Origin of the sequence: Bacillus sp. MHSD_36 (genome assembly GCF_030757775.1) — a bacterium.
In the GTDB taxonomy this organism is placed as follows: Bacteria; Bacillota; Bacilli; order Bacillales; family Bacillaceae_G; genus Bacillus_A.
The window spans coordinates 90,108-106,858 of sequence record NZ_JAVBIS010000002.1; the positions used below are offsets into that span (position 1 = coordinate 90,108).

Annotated in this window: 16 protein-coding genes and 1 pseudogene; 3 read left to right on the forward strand and 14 right to left on the reverse strand. The window is 38.1% G+C overall.

From position 1 onward, the window contains the following. Positions 1-26 precede the first annotated feature (26 nt). Together Q9B79_RS08440 and Q9B79_RS08445 are read right to left on the reverse strand one after the other, a co-directional pair. Positions 27-395, reverse strand: coding sequence for a YoqO family protein (locus Q9B79_RS08440; protein WP_306183404.1), 369 nt, complete (start codon positions 393-395; stop codon positions 27-29). 15 nt (positions 396-410) lie between these two features. Next, a pseudogene (locus Q9B79_RS08445) lies at positions 411-776 on the reverse strand (YoqO family protein). 165 nt (positions 777-941) lie between these two features. Between Q9B79_RS08445 and Q9B79_RS08450 the strand changes: the two are divergent. From Q9B79_RS08450 to Q9B79_RS08460, 3 genes are all read left to right on the forward strand, one after another. Then, a complete protein-coding gene (locus Q9B79_RS08450) occupies positions 942-2,327 on the forward strand; it encodes a hypothetical protein (protein WP_306183406.1) in 1,386 nt (461 codons plus the stop codon). 167 nt (positions 2,328-2,494) lie between these two features. Further along, complete coding sequence (locus tag Q9B79_RS08455; RefSeq protein WP_212955009.1) at positions 2,495-2,749, forward strand: YbeF family protein; 255 nt, start codon at positions 2,495-2,497, stop codon at positions 2,747-2,749. Positions 2,750-2,771: 22 nt separating this feature from the next. Next, positions 2,772-3,449, forward strand: a complete 678-nt coding sequence (locus Q9B79_RS08460; protein WP_306183410.1) for an HAD family hydrolase — start codon at positions 2,772-2,774, stop codon at positions 3,447-3,449. Between the two features lie 38 nt (positions 3,450-3,487). Here the strand turns inward: Q9B79_RS08460 and pyrE are convergent, their stop codons facing one another. The 12 genes from pyrE to lspA form a co-directional block, all read right to left on the reverse strand. Next, positions 3,488-4,120: an orotate phosphoribosyltransferase gene (gene pyrE, locus Q9B79_RS08465; RefSeq protein ID WP_087966309.1), complete on the reverse strand. Its 633-nt coding sequence runs from the start codon at positions 4,118-4,120 to the stop codon at positions 3,488-3,490. Further along, positions 4,117-4,833: an orotidine-5'-phosphate decarboxylase gene (gene pyrF, locus Q9B79_RS08470; RefSeq protein ID WP_000083496.1), complete on the reverse strand. Its 717-nt coding sequence runs from the start codon at positions 4,831-4,833 to the stop codon at positions 4,117-4,119. Before pyrF ends, pyrE begins: the two co-directional genes overlap by 4 nt. Beyond that, entirely contained in the window at positions 4,818-5,747 is a 930-nt protein-coding gene (gene pyrD / locus Q9B79_RS08475) for a dihydroorotate oxidase B catalytic subunit (RefSeq protein ID WP_001081057.1), read from the reverse strand. Before pyrD ends, pyrF begins: the two co-directional genes overlap by 16 nt. Continuing rightward, positions 5,744-6,523 (reverse strand): dihydroorotate oxidase B electron transfer subunit, encoded by a 780-nt coding sequence (pyrK, locus tag Q9B79_RS08480; protein WP_000983358.1) that lies wholly within the window; start codon positions 6,521-6,523, stop codon positions 5,744-5,746. The genes pyrD and pyrK overlap by 4 nt, the downstream gene beginning before the upstream one ends. Continuing rightward, the gene (carB, locus tag Q9B79_RS08485) at positions 6,520-9,738 is read right to left on the reverse strand and encodes a carbamoyl-phosphate synthase large subunit (protein WP_306183413.1); all 3,219 of its coding nucleotides are present in this window, start codon (positions 9,736-9,738) and stop codon (positions 6,520-6,522) included. Before carB ends, pyrK begins: the two co-directional genes overlap by 4 nt. Continuing rightward, positions 9,723-10,820 (reverse strand): carbamoyl phosphate synthase small subunit, encoded by a 1,098-nt coding sequence (locus Q9B79_RS08490; protein WP_000828682.1) that lies wholly within the window; start codon positions 10,818-10,820, stop codon positions 9,723-9,725. Before Q9B79_RS08490 ends, carB begins: the two co-directional genes overlap by 16 nt. Further along, on the reverse strand, positions 10,817-12,103 hold the full coding sequence (gene pyrC, locus Q9B79_RS08495) for a dihydroorotase (protein ID WP_001108374.1): 1,287 nt from the start codon (positions 12,101-12,103) through the stop codon (positions 10,817-10,819). Before pyrC ends, Q9B79_RS08490 begins: the two co-directional genes overlap by 4 nt. After that, positions 12,087-13,001, reverse strand: coding sequence for an aspartate carbamoyltransferase (gene pyrB, locus Q9B79_RS08500; RefSeq protein WP_306183417.1), 915 nt, complete (start codon positions 12,999-13,001; stop codon positions 12,087-12,089). The genes pyrC and pyrB overlap by 17 nt, the downstream gene beginning before the upstream one ends. Positions 13,002-13,149: 148 nt before the next feature. Further along, positions 13,150-14,433 carry a uracil permease gene (uraA, locus tag Q9B79_RS08505; protein ID WP_306183418.1) on the reverse strand — a complete coding sequence of 428 codons (1,284 nt, stop codon included), beginning with the start codon at positions 14,431-14,433 and terminating at the stop codon, positions 13,150-13,152. A 145-nt stretch (positions 14,434-14,578) separates the two neighbouring features. Next, entirely contained in the window at positions 14,579-15,121 is a 543-nt protein-coding gene (pyrR, locus tag Q9B79_RS08510; RefSeq protein ID WP_001156491.1) for a bifunctional pyrimidine operon transcriptional regulator/uracil phosphoribosyltransferase, read from the reverse strand. 202 nt (positions 15,122-15,323) lie between these two features. Continuing rightward, positions 15,324-16,232 carry an RluA family pseudouridine synthase gene (locus Q9B79_RS08515; RefSeq protein WP_306183421.1) on the reverse strand — a complete coding sequence of 303 codons (909 nt, stop codon included), beginning with the start codon at positions 16,230-16,232 and terminating at the stop codon, positions 15,324-15,326. A 4-nt stretch (positions 16,233-16,236) separates the two neighbouring features. Beyond that, the gene (lspA, locus tag Q9B79_RS08520; RefSeq protein ID WP_001980603.1) at positions 16,237-16,695 is read right to left on the reverse strand and encodes a lipoprotein signal peptidase LspA; all 459 of its coding nucleotides are present in this window, start codon (positions 16,693-16,695) and stop codon (positions 16,237-16,239) included. Positions 16,696-16,751 lie beyond the last annotated feature (56 nt).

Below are 16,751 nucleotides of genomic sequence, written 5' to 3' on the forward strand. Positions count from 1 at the left end.
GCCACCGAATAAGGTGGCAGTTTCTTTTATTCATTAACGAATAACTTTTCGTTTACTTTTTTAGCGATTACCGCTACTGACATTACTATACAGATTAAATATAGCAATTTCGCAATAAATAACCACCCTTGAAACATTACAATTCCGTCTATGATCTTATTTCCTTTCAATAACAAAAATGGAATTGTGCTAATGATAATGACAAACTCGATACTGAAGACAATTTTCTTTTTTCGGCTATATGCTTTCCATTCATCCCAGCGATACATAGGAGCAAAAATTAATACTGCTATACATAATATAATCGGCACCCATTCGCTTTTTAAAAATTGTCCTGAAATAACTGATACTAGTAAACAAACGAGCACACCATAATACCCTATTTTCTCTCTCATTCACATTCACCCGTTCTAGTTCTCCTTTAATATGTAACTTGCTGTCCTTATAACAATTCTTAGAAAAACAACAACTACAATGACAATATAAAGCCCCTTCGCAGAAGACATCCACTCTTGAAAAATAGACATTTTCTCTATTTGTTTCTGCTCTTCTATTAAAATAAACCCTACGAAAAATGAGCAAACAACAATGACACCTATCATAATTCCGATACTTTTCTTACTATATTGTTTCATATCATCCCAGTTATATAACAGTACAAAAACAAACTCGAAAGCAGGTATGATACTGATCTATTCATTGCTTGTAAACAAATGTAAAATGATTAATAGACTACAAGAGAGGATGAATCCCCAAAACCCAATTTTTTTGCGCATAAGCCTCCTCGAATTCCATTTTTAGGATTAATTGTATTGTAACATCCATTTATCGTACTTACTATTACAGTACATGAAATTTTACTTTTTTCTTTTTCCTATACTCACATACTTTCACTGCTTTCATACAATAAACTACACGAACGCCTAAAGGATGTGAATGTTATGGGAGTTGAATTAACGCTGTTGCATGCTCTCTATATTCTTTGTTTACTCACTATCATTACCTTTTTTATTCTCCGTAAAGATACGACGATTATTTGTATCGTTTTTATCTTTTTACTAGCATTAACCGCAACAAGTTCTATCCCTCTTGCCGTTAGCGGTATTTTTCAAAGTTTCATTTATGCTATTACTGAACTATTACCAACTATATTAATCATCTCCATTATCGTATCAATGAGCAATCTACTCGTTCATACTGGTATAAATGACACGATGATTTCACCGTTTACAAAAATGATTCGTACCCCTACCCTCGCCTATTGGATTATCGGCCTTTTAATGATGACAATTTCTTTCTTCTTTTGGCCTTCTCCAGCTGTCGCTTTAATGGGAGCTATTTTATTACCCGTCGCTGTACGCGTCGGTCTTCCGCCAATTGGAGTTGCCATTGCTATGAATTTATTCGGACATGGCATCGCCTTATCTGGCGACTTCGTTATTCAAGGTGCACCAAAATTAACTGCGGATGCTGCTGGCCTTCCTGTTTCTAGCGTTGTTTCTGCCAGTGTCCCTCTCGTAATTGTTATGAGCATTGTGACAACCTCCGTCGCTTTTTTCTTCTTACGAAAAGAATTTCATACAGGATTATCACTGCAAGACACCTCTTCATCAACTGAATCATCTAAAACTACTATTTTATTATCTCCTCGCATAAAGAAATGGCTCGCCATATGTATCCCTATCGTATATATCATTGATATCCTTTGCATGATTCAATTTAAACTACAAGGAAGCGATGCCACTGCACTGATCGGCGGGACGACTGTTATTATGATTATCATCATTTCTCTCATCGCCTACAAAGGAAAGGGACTGAATAAAACGACCGATTATTTTATAGAAGGTCTTCAATTTGGATTTAAAATTTTCGGACCAGTTATTCCAATCGCCGCACTCTTTTATTTAGGAGATAGCGGCTTTGTGAAAATTATCGGGGACTATTTACCGAAAGGTTCACACGGAATCATTAATGACTTAGGAATCGCTTTATCTCAAACTGTTCCTTTAAATCAATATGTATCGGCAGGAACTTTAACTATCGTTGGTGTCATTACCGGCTTAGATGGATCAGGTTTTTCAGGTATATCACTTGCTGGTTCCATTGCGAACCTTTTCGGAACAGCACTTGGGCATGGAACAGCTACATTAACAGCACTCGGGCAAATTGCAGCAATTTGGACCGGGGGCGGGACGTTAATTCCTTGGGCGCTTATTCCTGCTGCTGCGATTTGCAAGGTAGATCCATTTGAACTTGCACGCCGAAACTTTTTACCGGTTGTTATCGGTTTAATTGTCACCACTATCGTTGCGATGTTTATCCTATAACGTAAGCAAGTGTTCTCTTGCTTACGTTTTTTGCTTGTAAAATTCATCATGAGTTACTGGTTTTCAAAAGGGATTCGTTATTACATAGCGAAATTATATTAGGAGAGCATTTATTTCAAAACGTTTACGAGAAACAGATTACTTCTATTAGAAAAGGGGACATACCTATGAATGAATTGATTTTCGTCTTATTAATTTGTCCATTACTTATCTTTATCGTTTCTGTTATGGGAACACGTAAGACTAAAACGTATTACGTAATGCCGATTGTAACGTTTGCTAGTTTTTTAATAATAGGTGTTATCGCCCTTACTCCAAAATTTTTCTTTTGGGTTGGTATGTACAGCATCTTCTCATTTATTGTTTCTTATATGACACTATTGTTTGTGAGAGGATATGAAGTTGCGGAAAACGCTAAATAGTTGTTAGCAAGGAGATTGTCATATGATTTTCTTTGATGTCGATGGAACTTTACTTGATTATGAGGCTGCGGAAAGAAATGGTATTATAGATTTTTTTCAAATATATACTACTATTTTTTCGGGCAATGAATCAGAGGCCACAAAAGTCTGGCATGAATTATCAGAAGAATATTTCAACAAATTTTTGTCCAAAGAATTATCTTTTCAAAAACAACAAAGGATGCGAATGTACCATTTATTTAAAACATATGGAGTAAACTTATCATCCGAGGAATCTCAGCATAAATTCAATCAATATATAGAACTATATAAGAACAACTGGGTAGCATTTGAAGATGTACACCATACATTACAGACTTTACAACAAGAAGGATACTCATTAGGTATCATTAGCAACGGTGAATATGAGCAACAAGTCGAAAAGTTAACTGCTCTAAACATTCTACAATATTTCAAACACATATTTACTTCTAGTGAAATTGGTGTATCAAAACCAGATCCTCAAATTTTTCAACGAACTGTATTACAATCAAATCTTGAAATGAAAGATTGCTATTATATTGGTGATCGATTAGAAACTGATGCAATTAGTAGTACAGCAGCTGGAATGCAAGGAATATGGTTAAATCGTGATAATTTGCAACTCAAATGTGACGTTCCTACTATCCGTTCTTTACATGAAATTATAACAATGATATAAAAAACGACCGCGTTCCCCCGCGGTCGTCTTTTTTCGTGTTACGCTGTGATCCAAGCTTCGTTAGCTGGATTTTTACGCCACTCTTGTAATTTTTTCGTTTCAGCTTGTCCAATCATACCTTTTTCTGCTGCTACTTCAGTTAATGTACTGTAGTCGCTTAAAGAATATGATGCTACGTTAGCTGCTTCTAATTTTTCTTTTCCTGCTTCTAGCTCGTATGTGAAGATTGATACGATTCCTAAAACTTCACAGCCAGCTTCGCGAAGTGCTTCTACACATGTAATTGCACTACCGCCAGTTGAAATTAAGTCTTCTACTACTACTACTTTTTGACCTTTTTCAGCTTTTCCTTCGATTTGGTTCCCTTTACCGTGACCTTTTGCTTTACTACGTACGTAGCACATTGGTAAATCCATACGATCGCTTACCCATGCAGCGTGCGCAATACCAGCAGTTGCTGTTCCTGCAATAACTTCTACAGTTGGGAAGTGCTCTTTAATTAATTCTTCTAATCCAGCTGCAATCGCCTGACGTACTTTTGGATAAGATAAAGTCAAACGGTTATCACAATAAATTGGTGATTTCATACCTGAAGACCATGTGAATGGATCATTCGGTTGTAAAAATACTGCTCCAATTTCTAATAAATGCGATGCGATTTCTTTTTTCATACTGTTACACCTTCCCACTGTTGTTTTACTGTTTTATACGCTTCAAGCGGATTTTCTGCTTTTGTAATACTACGTCCAACTACGATGTAGCTTGAGCCAAGTTCCCTCGCACGTTTCGGTGTTGCTACGCGCACCTGGTCATTTACATCATCGCTTGCAAGACGAATCCCCGGTGTTACTGTTACAAATTCATTTCCGCATACTTCACGTAATTTGGGAACTTCAAGCGTTGAACAAACAACGCCATCAAGTCCACTTTCTTTCGTTAATTTTGCATAATGAGCAACCGCTTCTTCTAACGTTTTCTCAATGCCGATCTCTTTTTTCATCATAGCTTCCGAAGTGCTTGTTAGTTGTGTAACTGCAATACAAATTGGTCTCTCTTTTCCTTCTTGCTTACCTTCCTCTAATCCCTCAATCGCAGCTTTCATCATACTGCTTCCCCCAGCAGCATGAACATTTACCATATCAACATCTAGACTAGCTAGGCTACGCATAGCGCTTTTTACTGTATTCGGAATATCATGAAGCTTTAAATCTAGAAAAATCTTATGTCCTTTTTCTTTTAAGTACGTAATAATTGCAGGGCCTTCTTTGTAAAATAACTCCATACCAACTTTGACAAATAACTCTTCCCCTTCAAAGTGGCGCAAGAATTGTTCTACATCTTGTTTCCCTGGAAAATCTAGTGCAACGATTAACGACTGTGACATGTTTGCTTCCAGCTCCTTCCTTGACATTCCGAAATGTGATCAAATCCTAATTCATCTAGTAATGCTGGTAACTCTTCAATAATTGTCGGACATACGAACGGATCGATAAAGTTCGCTGTCCCTACTGCAACTGCGCTTGCGCCAGCGTAGAAGAATTCAATTACATCTTCCGCTGTTTCAATACCACCCATTCCGATAATTGGAATGTTAACCGCTTGACTTACTTCATGTACCATACGAATTGCTACTGGCTTAATCGCAGGACCTGATAATCCACCTGTACGGTTTGCTAAAATCGGTTTAGCTGTTTTTAAATCTAGACGCATACCAAGCAATGTATTAATCATCGTTAAACCATCGGCACCTGCATTTTCAATTGCTTTTGCAATTTCCACAATGTTTGCCACGTTCGGTGACAACTTTACGTATACAGGTACTTCAGAAACCTCTTTTACTCGCTTCGTTAAATCAGCAGCAATTTCAGGATTTGTACCAAAGGCGATACCACCTGTTTTTACGTTCGGACAAGAAATATTTAATTCTAGTGCATGGACATTAGGCGCTTTAGAAATTTCCTTTGCAACCGCTACGTAATCCTCAGCTTGTGAGCCTGCAACGTTCGCAATGATTGGAAGATCAAATTGTTCTAACCATGGTAATTCAGAATTCATTACTTTTTCTAACCCTGGGTTTTGAAGTCCGATTGCATTTAACATGCCGCCCGGTGTTTCAGCAACACGAGGCGTCGGATTTCCGTAACGTGGTTGTTCTGTCGTCGCTTTAATCATGATTGATCCTAGTACACTTAAATCGTAAAACTGTGCATATTCACGACCAAATCCAAAGCATCCAGATGCCGGTATAATTGGATTTTTTAATGACAATCCCGGTAATTCAACTTGCAATCTGTTCATAGTACAACCTCCCCGATTGGAAATACTGGTCCGTCGCTACACACCTTCTTGTAAGAATGTCCACTTGGATCTTCTTGTAAGTGACATACACATGCGAAACAAGCTCCAATACCACAGCCCATACGTTCTTCTAATGAAATATAGGCTTTTTTCTCTTTGTAACGTCCTTCTAATGCACGAAGCATCGCTAACGGACCACATGAATAAAGAATATCAAAGTCAATTCCGTAATGATCAATTACATCTGTGACAAATCCTTTTGTACCGTGTGTACCGTCTACTGTCGCAACGTACGTATCACCAAGCTCTGCAAATTTCTCTTCATAGAAAACTACATCTTTCGTTTGGAAACCTAAGATGTGGATAACACGTACACCTTTTGCAACGAGGCGCTGCGATAATTCATAAAGTGGTGGTACACCAATTCCCCCGCCTACGAGTAAAGCTGTTTGACCAGCTTCTGCTTCTTCTACAGGAAAACCGTGTCCTAATGGTCCTAGTACATCTACCATTTCCCCTTGTTTTCTAGTTGCTAATGTTTTTGTCCCTTGTCCTTCCGCACGGTATAGCATTGTAAATTCGTTCTTCTCTTGATCTACATTACAAATACTAATCGGGCGGCGCAGAAGGGGCGCAATGCCCTCTGCTACCTTAATGTGTACAAACTGCCCTGGTTCGTTCATTTGCTGTACTAATGTTCCTTGAAGCACTAATTCGTAAATGTTTTTTGCGATTTCTTTTTGATTAACGACGATCATATTTTGCTTTTGCATCATGCATGTACCACCTCGTGACGCTTTGTTTGCGTAATTTCTTTCATTGAATGAGCTGAGAATGTCATAGATTCTAATACTCGTAAGATTGCTCTCGTTGTATCAAGTGATGTTAAGCAAGCTACACCATTTTCTACTGATTCACGGCGAATGCGGAAACCATCACGCGCTGGTTGTTTACCTTTTGTTAGCGTATTGATTACAAATTGTGCTTTTCCTTGACGGATAATATCTAGTAAGTTGTATTCTTCAGAATCAATTTTGTTTACAACTTGTACTGGAATATTTTTCTCTTCTAACGATTGTGCTGTTCCAGCTGTTGCTAATAAGTTATAGCCAATTTCATGGAAACGTTTTGCAATTTCCATCGCCTCTTCTTTATCTTTATCCGCTACAGTAATGATTACTGATCCGTGAGTTGGGATGTTAATTCCAGAAGCAACTAACCCTTTGTATAATGCTTTTTCAAGCGTTAAATCTTTACCCATTACTTCCCCTGTTGATTTCATTTCAGGTCCTAATGTTGTATCAACTGAGCGTAGTTTCGCGAATGAGAATACCGGAGCTTTTACATATACTTCTTTCTCTTCTGGGTGATAGCCCGTTCCGTATCCTTGCTCTACTAGGTCTTGCCCTAGAATAACTTTCGTTGCAACGTTTGCCATTGGTACACCTGTAATTTTACTTAAGAATGGTACTGTACGGCTCGCACGTGGATTTACTTCAATTACGTACACTTGATCTTCGAATACTACAAACTGGATATTTAGTAATCCAACAATGTTTAATCCTTTTCCAAGTGCTATTGTATGTTCAATAATTTGTTCTTTTAATTTTTCAGACAAGCTTTGTGGTGGATATACTCCAATTGAGTCACCAGAGTGAACTCCAGCGCGTTCAATATGTTCCATAATACCTGGAATGAATACATTCTCACCGTCTGAAATTGCATCTACTTCAATTTCTTTACCAACCATGTAACGGTCGATTAATACTGGGTGATCTGCGTGAACTTTAACTGCATTTTTCATGTAGTGCAGTAGTTCTTCTTGACGATATACAATTTCCATCGCACGTCCACCTAGTACGTAAGATGGTCTTACTAATACTGGGTAACCAATTTCTTCTGCGATTGCTACCGCTTGTTCTACAGTCGTTGCTGTTTTACCAACTGGTTGTGGGATACCAAGTTTTGTTAAAGCAGCTTCGAATTTATCACGATCTTCTGCACGGTCTAAGTCTTCAAGTGATGTTCCTAAGATTTTCACACCGTGAGCCTCTAATTTCGCAGCTAAGTTAATTGCCGTTTGCCCACCGAACTGAACGATAACACCTTCTGGTTTTTCTAAATCAATGATGTGCATTACATCTTCGATCGTTAATGGTTCAAAGTATAATTTGTCAGAAATACTGAAGTCTGTTGAAACAGTTTCTGGGTTATTGTTAATGATAATTGCTTCATATCCAGCTTCTTTAATTGCCCATACTGAGTGAACCGTTGCATAGTCAAACTCAACACCTTGACCAATGCGGATTGGACCAGATCCTAGAACTACTACACTCTTACGATCTGTTACAACTGATTCGTTTTCATCAGCGTATGTGCTGTAGTAATACGGTGTTGCAGATTCAAACTCTGCTGCACAAGTATCTACCATTTTGAATACTGGCATCATATTATTTTCTTTACGCATATCGTAAATCTCGCGCTCCGTTTTGTTCCAAGCTGCTGCAATGTAGTGATCGCTGAAGCCCATTTCTTTAGCAGCTTGTAGTACTTCCATATTTCCTACATTCGCTTTTACTTCGCGTTCCATATTTACGATATTTTCAACTTTTTGTAAGAAGAAGAAGTCCATTTCACACCATTCATTAATTTCTTCTTTCGTTACACCTTGACGAATTGCTTCTGCTACGATAAACAGTCGCTCATCATCTGCTTTAATAATGCGTTTTTTCATCGTTTCTTTATCAAGTTCTTTTAAGTGGTCTAATTCTAGGTGATAAATGCCAAGTTCTAAAGAACGAACCGCTTTTAATAATGATTCTTCTAAGTTACGTCCGATTGACATTACTTCACCAGTTGCTTTCATTTGCGTTCCAAGTGTTCTGTTGGCTGATTCAAACTTATCAAATGGCCAGCGTGGAATTTTTGAAACAACATAGTCTAATGCTGGCTCGAAGCAAGCATATGTTTTTTGTGTTACTGGGTTTACGATTTCATCTAATGTTAAGCCGACTGCAATTTTCGCTGCTAATTTTGCAATTGGATATCCAGTTGCTTTAGATGCTAGTGCAGATGAACGACTTACACGTGGGTTTACTTCGATTACATAGTATTGGAAACTATATGGATCTAGTGCAAGCTGAACGTTACATCCACCTTCAATTCCTAGTGCACGAATAATTCGTAATGAAGTGTTACGTAACATTTGGTATTCACGGTCGCTTAACGTTTGGCTCGGTGCTACAACGATTGAATCACCTGTATGAACACCAACTGGATCGATGTTTTCCATGTTACATACTACAATCGCGTTATCATTTGAATCGCGCATTACTTCGTATTCAATTTCTTTACAGCCAGCGATACTTTTCTCTAATAAACATTGTGTTACTGGGCTATGTTTTAAACCACTTGTTACGATTTCAATTAACTCTTCTTCGTTATGGCAAATTCCGCCGCCCGTTCCGCCTAATGTGAATGCTGGACGAACGATTACTGGATAACCAATTTCATTTACAAAGCCATATGCTTCATCAAGGTTATGAATGATTTCACTTGGTGGTGTTGGTTCATTTAAATCTTGCATTAATGTACGGAATAAATCACGATCTTCCGCTTGCTCAATTGCTGATAATTTTGTTCCTAAAATTTCAACTCCGCACTCATCAAGTACGCCTGATTTTGCAAGTTCAACAGCCATATTTAGACCTGTTTGACCACCTAATGTTGGTAAGATTGCATCTGGACGTTCTTTACGAATGATTCGGCTTACGAATTCTAATGTTAAAGGCTCAATGTATACTTTATCTGCTGTTGCAGTGTCTGTCATAATTGTTGCTGGGTTAGAGTTAACAAGGATTACTTTGTAACCTTCCTCTTTCAGAGATTGACAAGCTTGTGTTCCAGAGTAATCAAACTCCGCTGCTTGCCCAATTACAATTGGTCCTGATCCGATTACTAAAATTGTGTTAATGTCTAGGCGTTTTGGCATAACTCTTCCCCTTCTTTCTTGAAGTTTTCAATCATTGTTAAGAAATCTTCGAATAAATCATTTGCATCTTCTGGTCCTGCTGAAGCTTCTGGATGGTATTGAACTGTAAATGCTGGGAACTTCTTATGACGAAGACCTTCTACTGTTCCATCATTTAAAGCAACATGTGTAATTTCAAGTTCTGTATTTTCAACTGATTCTTCTTCTACTGCGTAACCATGGTTTTGAGATGTAATTGCTACTTTTCCAGTTGCAAGATTTTTTACTGGATGGTTTAAACCACGGTGACCGAATTTCAACTTACTTGTATTCGCACCAGATGCTAGAGCGAATAATTGATGTCCTAGACAAATCCCAAATAAAGGAACTTTACCGATAATGTCTTTTAACATTTCAATTGCTTCTGGTACATCTTTTGGATCCCCAGGTCCATTACTTAACATAATTCCATCTGGGCTAAGGCGTAAAATTTCTTCAGCTGTTGTGTTGTAAGGAACTACAATTACATCACAATCACGTTTATTTAATTCTCTTAAAATACCATGTTTCATACCGAAGTCTACTAGTACAACGCGATGTCCGCGACCTGGGCTTGGGTATGGATCTTTCGTTGATACGCGTTTTACATGATCTGTAAATACTGTCGCTTTTAATTGGCTCACGATGTATTCTACATCTGCATCCATGTTACAAAGACGTCCGCGTAATGTACCGTATTGACGAATTTTTCTCGTTAATTTTCTCGTATCAATCCCTGCTAATCCTGGGATATTTCTTTCTTTTAAGTAGTCATTTAACGAAATTTCATTACGGAAGTTTGATGGGTGATCACAAATTTCGTTTACAATTAAACCATTTACAGAAGGGTGAATCGATTCGAAATCGTCTCGGTTGATGCCGTAGTTTCCGATTAATGGGTACGTGAATGTTACAATTTGACCGCAATATGATGGATCAGATAATGTTTCTTGATATCCAGTCATTCCTGTTGTAAATACAACCTCACCTGACTTTTCGATTTCTCCTCCGAAACCTGTTCCAATTAATACTGTTCCATCTTCTAAGATAAGTTGTCTTTTCATACTAATGCACTCTCCTTTTGCCATGCGATCTTACCACCAACGATTGTCATTACCGGCCATCCTTGGCATTTCCAACCTGCGAATGGTGTATTTTTTCCTTTTGATAAGAATGTTGTTGGATCAATCTCTTCTTCTTGTTCTAAATCAATGATTGTAATATCAGCTGTTCTACCTTCTTTTAGGCGACCTGCTTCTAAGCCGAATGTATCAGCTGGCTTTTCTGTTAAGAATTGAATCAATTGCTCTAATGTAATAATTCCTTTTTTCACAAGGTTTGTGTATAGAAGTGGGAATGCTGTTTCAAAACCAGTAATTCCGAATGGTGCTCTTTCAATTCCTTGTGCTTTCTCTTCCGCTGTATGCGGTGCATGATCAGTTGCGATCATATCGATCGTTCCATCTAATAAACCTTCAATTAATGCTGCATGATCTTCTTTTCCACGAAGCGGTGGGTTCATTTTAAAGTTTGGATCAGCTGATGGGATATCATCTTCACATAACACTAAGTGATGAGGTGTTACCTCTGCTGTTACTTTAATTCCAGCGCGCTTTGCATCACGAATTACGCGTACTGAGCCTTTCGTACTTACGTGACATACGTGATAGTGACAATCTGCCGCTTCAGCGAGCAGTATATCCCTTGCAATATGTACAGATTCACATACTGATGGGATACCGTTTAATCCGTGTTTCTCAGAAAACTTCCCTTCATGTACACAACCTTTATTAATAAGAGTATTCTCTTCACAGTGCGCAACTACTGCCATATTTAATTTCGCTGCACGCTTCATAGCAGCCAACATCATGCTAGCATCTTGTACGCCTACACCGTCATCTGTGAAAGCAAATGCTCCAAGTTCTTTTAAAGTTTCGAAATCTGTCATTTCAGAACCCGCTTGGCGTACTGTAATTGCTCCGTATGGTAGTACGTTAACATGCGCTTTTTCTTTAATACGATTTTGCAGATCTTCCATATGTTCTCTGCAATCTGGTACTGGGCGTGTATTTGGCATTGCACAAATTGTAGTGAATCCACCTTTTGCCGCTGCTAGTGTACCTGTTTCAATTGTTTCTTTATGTTCACCACCTGGTTCGCGAAGATGTACGTGTACATCTACTAATCCAGGTGCGATTAACTTTCCGTTCACATCGATTACTTCAGCATTATCTGCCGTAATATTTTCTGCTACCTTAGCGATTTTACCGTCTTGTACGAGAAGATCTGTTGCTACGATTTTTCCTTCTTCATTCATATAACGACCATTTTTAAACAAGTAATTCATGTTTCATTCCTCCTAATACATTTGGTAAGGCGCGTTTTAGTACAGCCATTCTTACGTAAACTCCATTTTCCATTTGTTTAAATATGCGTGAACGCTCACACTCAACAAGTTCACTTGCAATTTCAACATCTCGATTTACAGGAGCTGGATGCATAATAATGCTTCCTTCTTTCATACGCTTTTCTCTTTCCACTGTTAATCCGTGTTTCTCATGATACTCTTTCATAATGTCTGTTTCATAATGATCATGACGCTCATGTTGTACACGAAGTAACATCATTACATCCACTTCTGGAACAAGCTCATCTAGTGGTTTGTATGTTCCAAATGTGTTGTCTTCATCTTTCCACTCTTCTGGACTTGCAAAGTAAATTGTTGCACCCAGTTTCGTTAATGCTTCTGCATTCGAACGTGCTACTCGGCTATGACGAACATCTCCTACTATTGCAATCTTCAATCCTTCAAATCTTCCAAACTCTTGTTTAATTGTAAGAAGGTCGAGCAGGCACTGCGTTGGGTGGTTTCCACATCCATCTCCAGCGTTTAAGATTGGGATATTTACCTGATCTTTTAGTTCATCGAAGTAGCGATCTTGCTCGTGGCGGATGACCACTGCTTTTGTTCCGATTGATTCTAGTGTTCTTATCGTATCGTATAATGTTTCTCCTTTTTGTACGCTAGATGCATCAGCTGAAAAGTTTAAAACATCAAGTCCTAATCTCCTCTCAGCAACTTCAAAGCTAAATCTCGTTCTCGTACTATTCTCAAAGAACAAGTTCGCAACAAAAGTTTGCTCTGTCGTTTTGCTCTCTTTCCCATTCGCAAAATCTTCTGCGTCTTTTAGGATTTCTGAAATTTCTACTTCCGATAATTCACTCATCGTTAACAAATGGCTCATCGTCATCCCTCATCTTTCTGATTTTTATGTTACCACTTTTGCATTTTTATAACAACTATTGCATAAAAATACCCTAGTCGTGTGAGACTAGGGTGCAAGAAAGAAGCCACCCTTTCCAATCTCACAGGACTGAATTAAAAGGTTATTATTATGAAGCAATCTGCTTAGATTGTTTTATTTGTTTCGTTTCTGGTAGTAGTAAATTTAACAGTACACCTACAATTGCTGCTAGTGCCATTCCTTCTACTTGGAACGATTCTCCTACGTGCAGTACCGCTCCACCAATACCGATTACTAGTATTACCGATGCAATCATTAAGTTTCGTTTGTCACTTAGGTCTGTTTTATCATCTACCATCATACGTAATCCACTTGATGCGATTACACCGAATAGTAAGATTGATACACCACCCATAACTGGTGTTGGGATCGAATGAATCAGTGCAGAAATCTTACCGATAAATCCGAACAGGATTGCGAACACTGCTGAACCGATGAATAAGTATACACTATACGCTCTCGTAATTGCTAGCACACCGATGTTTTCACCATACGTTGTATTCGGTGGTCCACCGATTAGTGATGCGATTAATGTTGCTACTCCATCACCGAAGATTGAACGGTGTAAACCTGGTTTTTCAATTAAATCTCTTTTAATAACATTTCCTAGTACAATTTGATGTCCGATATGTTCTGAAATTGTTACTAGTGCAACTGGTACCATCAAGAGTACAATCTTCCATGAAAACTCTGGTGTGTATGTTACGAATGGCACTGTGAAATCTGGTACAACAAACCATTTCGCCTCAGCTACCGGCTTTAAGTCTACTAGCCCTTGGAAGTAAGCGAAAATATATCCTCCGATAATGCCAAGTAACACTGGTATGATACTGAAAAATCCTCTTCCAAATATAGAGCAGATAATTGTAATTGCTAATGTTACTAATGCTACTGAAAAGTGTGTAAAGCTATATTTACCATCCGCACCGTTCATCGCCATATTAACTGCTGTGTGTGCTAAAGCTAAACCGATTACCATTACTACTGGACCAACTACGATTGGTGGTAGTAATTTCATAATCCACTCTGATCCTGATTTCTTAATTCCGAGTGAGATTAAGATGTATACAAGTCCTGCTAGCAAACCACCAAGCATTGCTGCTCCCGGTCCACCTGCCGTTTTTGCTGTTATAATCGGTGCGATAAAAGCGAATGATGATCCTAGATAAGCAGGTACTTGACCTTTCGTTATAAGAAGAAACGCTAACGTTCCTAATCCACTTGATATTAATGCTACTGATGGATTCAATCCTGTTAAAAACGGAACAAGCACTGTTGATCCAAACATCGCGAACAAATGTTGTATACTTAAAAATAACCATTTTCCCGGTTTCGGTACTTCATTAACATCTAATACTGGCTTTTGTTCCATTGCACATCCTCCTTCAGTTTAAATCTTTGCAATAAAAAAACTCTTTGTGCCTGTGCACAAAGAGTCCTACACTTTCGTATGCCAAATTTGACATATGAAAGCCAAGACCCTTTGGCAGCCTCACAGGACTACATTTAAAAGGGCTTTACTTATCGTATATGCTTACTCGATCTTGTTGATCTGTCTCTTGCAAATCAACTTCAATACGCTCTTCACTTGATGTTGGAATGTTCTTTCCTACATAGTCAGCGCGAATGGGTAGTTCACGATGACCTCTATCAACAAGAACCGCCAGTTGGATTTGAGATGGTCTACCTAAATCCATAAGAGCATCCATTGCTGCTCGAACTGTTCTGCCTGTATATAATACATCATCCACAAGGATAACTTTTTTCTTCGTAATATCTACAGGGATATCAGAACCTTTTACAAGTGGTTCTTTATTTTTCGATTGTAGTGTTAAATCATCACGATATAACGTAATGTCTAACTCTCCAACTTCCATTTCTTTTCCTTCAATTTGACCAATTCGTTCTGCTAAACGTTGTGCAATAAAAATTCCACGTGTTTTAATTCCGACAAGAACACAATTATCGACACCTTTATTTCGTTCCACGATTTCATGACTAATTCGTGTTAAAGCGCGGCGAATCATTTGGTCATCTAAAACGACAGCTTTCTCTTGCATGCTCTACACCTCCAAGCTTTTTTCTTGCGTGAGAGTAATGGTATAAAAAAAGTCCTCTCAACGTGTGCGAGAGGACTTTTGAAAAAGGGTACATCATACCCTATGTATTTCAAACCGTTACCTTCTCAACCTCACGGGGCTGTGTTAAAGGATCATTATTTAACTGTTGTCAGTATCTCAGTTTTCTTATGATTTGTCAATACTATTTTCGTAAAATATTTAATGCGTCTTCAAACACTTCTGGAATTGGTGCCTCAAACTGAATATATTCACCTGTGCGGGGATGGTCAAATCCTAAAATACCCGCGTGAAGTGCTTGTCCATTCATGTCTAATGTTTTCTTTGGTCCATACTTTGGATCTCCTGCCAGTGGATAGCCAATATACTTCATATGAACACGAATTTGGTGTGTACGCCCCGTTTCTAAGCGACATTCTACAAGTGTGAAATCTTTGAATCGCTCTAACACTTGGAAATGCGTAACAGCATGTTTACCATTTTCATCAACCGTCATACTTTGGCGTTCTTTCTTATCACGAGCAATCGGAGCATCAATTGTTCCCTTATCGTGCGGAATAACACCGTGTACAATCGCTTTGTAACGTCTTGTTACTGTTTTTGCTACAAGTTGATTTACAAGTGATTCGTGTGCCATGTCATTTTTAGCAACCATTAATAGACCAGACGTATCCTTATCAATACGATGTACGATACCTGGACGCATCACACCATTAATGCCTGATAAGTCTGTACAATGGTGCATAAGACCGTTCACAAGTGTACCACTTGTATGACCTGGTGCTGGATGCACAACCATACCACGCGGCTTATTAACAACAAGTACATCTGCATCTTCATAATAAATTTCTAAGTTCATATCTTCCGGTTGAATATCTAACTCTTCTGGCTCAGGAATCGTCACTGTAATTTCATCATTTTCTCTAACTTTATAATTCCCTTTTACCGTTTTTCCATTAACTGTCACAACATCATCTTTAATCCATTGCTGTACTTGTGTACGTGACCATTCATTATTTATTCCTGCAACGAATTTATCAATTCGCTCATTTTTTTGTTCTTCTGCAACTGTTACTTGTACTACTTCACTCATTCAATTACTCCTTCGTCTTCTTGCCTTCTAATAATGTTTGAATAATAATTAATACAACACCAATACATAATGCTGAATCAGCTATATTGAATACTGGATAGTTGTACGAGAAAATATACACGTGAATGAAATCCACTACTTCTTGTCTAAATACACGATCAATAAAGTTACCAATTGCTCCGCCTAAAATTAGACCTAATGAAATTCCTAGAAGCTTGTCCGTTTTTGCGTATTTTTTCATATACATTACGATAAATACTACAAAGACAACTGTAATAATGTAGAAAAACCACATTTTATTTTCTAAAATGCCCCAGGCAGCTCCTCTATTTCGATGTGATGTTATGTATAATACATTATCGATAATCGGAATGCTTGTACCCAATTCCATGTTCTTTACAATTAGCCATTTCGATATTTGATCGATGGCAATGACAAATAATGCTATTACATAATATATCATTTTCATTTCCCCCACAAAGACAGTGTACCTCAAAATTTTAGCATAGCTGCAACCTT

What these genes read in the sequence shown, in the direction of transcription:
- Q9B79_RS08515 (WP_306183421.1), bottom strand. Translation starts at nt 16,232, where the DNA reads ATGAGTGAAGTAGTACAAGTAACAGTTGCAGAAGAACAAAAAAATGAG.
- carB (WP_306183413.1), bottom strand. Translation starts at nt 9,738, where the DNA reads ATGCCAAAACGCCTAGACATTAACACAATTTTAGTAATCGGATCAGGA.
- Q9B79_RS08460 (WP_306183410.1), top strand. Translation starts at nt 2,772, where the DNA reads ATGATTTTCTTTGATGTCGATGGAACTTTACTTGATTATGAGGCTGCG.
- Q9B79_RS08455 (WP_212955009.1), top strand. Translation starts at nt 2,495, where the DNA reads ATGAATGAATTGATTTTCGTCTTATTAATTTGTCCATTACTTATCTTT.
- Q9B79_RS08490 (WP_000828682.1), bottom strand. Translation starts at nt 10,820, where the DNA reads ATGAAAAGACAACTTATCTTAGAAGATGGAACAGTATTAATTGGAACA.
- Q9B79_RS08450 (WP_306183406.1), top strand. Translation starts at nt 942, where the DNA reads ATGGGAGTTGAATTAACGCTGTTGCATGCTCTCTATATTCTTTGTTTA.
- pyrB (WP_306183417.1), bottom strand. Translation starts at nt 13,001, where the DNA reads ATGAGCCATTTGTTAACGATGAGTGAATTATCGGAAGTAGAAATTTCA.
- pyrD (WP_001081057.1), bottom strand. Translation starts at nt 5,747, where the DNA reads ATGAACAGATTGCAAGTTGAATTACCGGGATTGTCATTAAAAAATCCA.
- lspA (WP_001980603.1), bottom strand. Translation starts at nt 16,695, where the DNA reads ATGATATATTATGTAATAGCATTATTTGTCATTGCCATCGATCAAATA.
- pyrK (WP_000983358.1), bottom strand. Translation starts at nt 6,523, where the DNA reads ATGATGCAAAAGCAAAATATGATCGTCGTTAATCAAAAAGAAATCGCA.
- pyrE (WP_087966309.1), bottom strand. Translation starts at nt 4,120, where the DNA reads ATGAAAAAAGAAATCGCATCGCATTTATTAGAAATTGGAGCAGTATTT.
- pyrR (WP_001156491.1), bottom strand. Translation starts at nt 15,121, where the DNA reads ATGCAAGAGAAAGCTGTCGTTTTAGATGACCAAATGATTCGCCGCGCT.
- Q9B79_RS08440 (WP_306183404.1), bottom strand. Translation starts at nt 395, where the DNA reads ATGAGAGAGAAAATAGGGTATTATGGTGTGCTCGTTTGTTTACTAGTA.
- pyrC (WP_001108374.1), bottom strand. Translation starts at nt 12,103, where the DNA reads ATGAATTACTTGTTTAAAAATGGTCGTTATATGAATGAAGAAGGAAAA.
- uraA (WP_306183418.1), bottom strand. Translation starts at nt 14,433, where the DNA reads ATGGAACAAAAGCCAGTATTAGATGTTAATGAAGTACCGAAACCGGGA.
- pyrF (WP_000083496.1), bottom strand. Translation starts at nt 4,833, where the DNA reads ATGTCACAGTCGTTAATCGTTGCACTAGATTTTCCAGGGAAACAAGAT.